1 protein-coding gene is annotated in these 1,667 nt (G+C 47.9%); it reads right to left on the bottom strand.

The window, feature by feature from the left end; all coding sequences use genetic code 11:
• On the bottom strand, positions 1-1,667 hold a 1,667-nt coding region (locus J8L97_RS22870), incomplete at both ends, for a condensation domain-containing protein (RefSeq protein WP_211053021.1).

Below are 1,667 nucleotides of genomic sequence, written 5' to 3'. Positions count from 1 at the left end.
GCCAACATATAACTTAAACGCTCTTGCGGATAATGTGGGTCCAGTGGGACATACGCCCCACCCGCCTTCAAAATGCCTAAAATCCCGACCACCATCTCCAACGAGCGCTCCACACACAAGCCCACTAAACTGTCTGGCCCAATAGCATGATGCTCTCGCAGGTAATGCGCCAGTTGGTTCGACTGCTCATTCAACTGCTTGTACGTCAGTGTTTTATCGGCAAAAACCACCGCAACCTTATCCGGCTGCTGCTGTGCTTGTTGTTCAAATAAGGTATGAATGCATGCCGCTTTATCGTATGCAATTTCCGTATTATTCAGCCCTGTCACTAAATGCGCTGTCTCTGACTCCGACAACATCGCCAAGCTAGGCAACGCCACTGTCTCCTCTGTGACTTCACTCAAACTCGTTAATAAACGACACAAGTGTGCGTTTAACCGCGCTATCGCTGCTTCACTGAATAAACCTGTATCATATGTCCAGTTAATACCCACACCCGCATCGCCCAAGGTCAGCTCAACATCTAGGTCAAACTTGGCCTGTACCGCATCACTCTCATACGCGCTCATCTGCACCCCAGGTAGGGCGACTGACTCACCTTCATGATGCAAACCATAGTCTGTATTCGTCGTCATCATGATTTGGAATAACGGGCTATGTGCCTTACTTCTCGGCACCTTCAATCTATCTACTAACTGCTCAAATGGCACGTCTTGATGCGATTGCGCTTCTAAATGTACCGTTCTGATATGCTTAAAGTACTCCCCGACCGTGTGGTGCCCTGTGTTCGCTCTGAGCACTAACGTGTTCACAAAAAACCCTATCAACGGCGTCAGCTCTGCCTGCATTCTATTGGCTACTGGCGTTCCTATCACAATGTCTGCACTATTACTGTGTCTTGCTAGCAGCAAAGATAACGCACCATGTAATAACATAAATGGCGTTAATTGATATTGCTTCGCCACGGCTTGTAATTTCTCTCCCACAGCACTTGGCAATGAACCCGATAATAACGCACCGTCATATGCCTTTATTTCTGGTCTTGGGTAACACAGCGGTAAACTATGCACACCCGGTAACTCATCTAGCTGTTTCGTCCAATAATCTAATTGGTTATCCAGTATCTCTCCCTCTAAATGCGTGTGTTGCCAATGTGCATAATCTGCATATTGGATTTCCAGCTCTGGTAATGGACTTGCTTTTCCTTGGCTATACGCGTCATATAACGCAAAGAACTCTTTGGCCAATACATCCATCGACCAGCCATCTGAGGCTATATGGTGCATATTAAATAGCAGCACCCCTGCGCTGCCAGCCGTTTTAATATAGCTGACACGCAGCATCACATCTTCTGCCAAATTAAACGCCTGCGTAAACTCACTGTCAACCAATGCTTTCACCGCGTGTGCTTGCATCTCACCAGTGAGATGAGATAGGTCTTCGACTGCCACCTCAAAGTGCACCGCTGACATCGCGCAGATCTGTTGCTTCGCTACCCCCGCCACTTCAGTGTAGCGCGTTCGCAAAACTTCATGACGCGCAATAATGTCACTAAAAGCACGATTAACCACCGCGATATCGAGTGCGCCTTGCACCTCAAAAGCCATGGGCATATTGTACTCAGCGGAGCCGCCTTGCAAGCTATCAATGAACCATAAACGCTGTTG

The sequence above is a fragment of the Pseudoalteromonas sp. MMG012 genome (assembly GCF_018100875.1).
In the GTDB taxonomy this organism is placed as follows: Bacteria; Pseudomonadota; Gammaproteobacteria; order Enterobacterales; family Alteromonadaceae; genus Pseudoalteromonas; species Pseudoalteromonas aurantia.
Note: the sequence above shows the minus strand (reverse complement) of the source record. Positions and strands in the feature narration are given on the sequence as shown.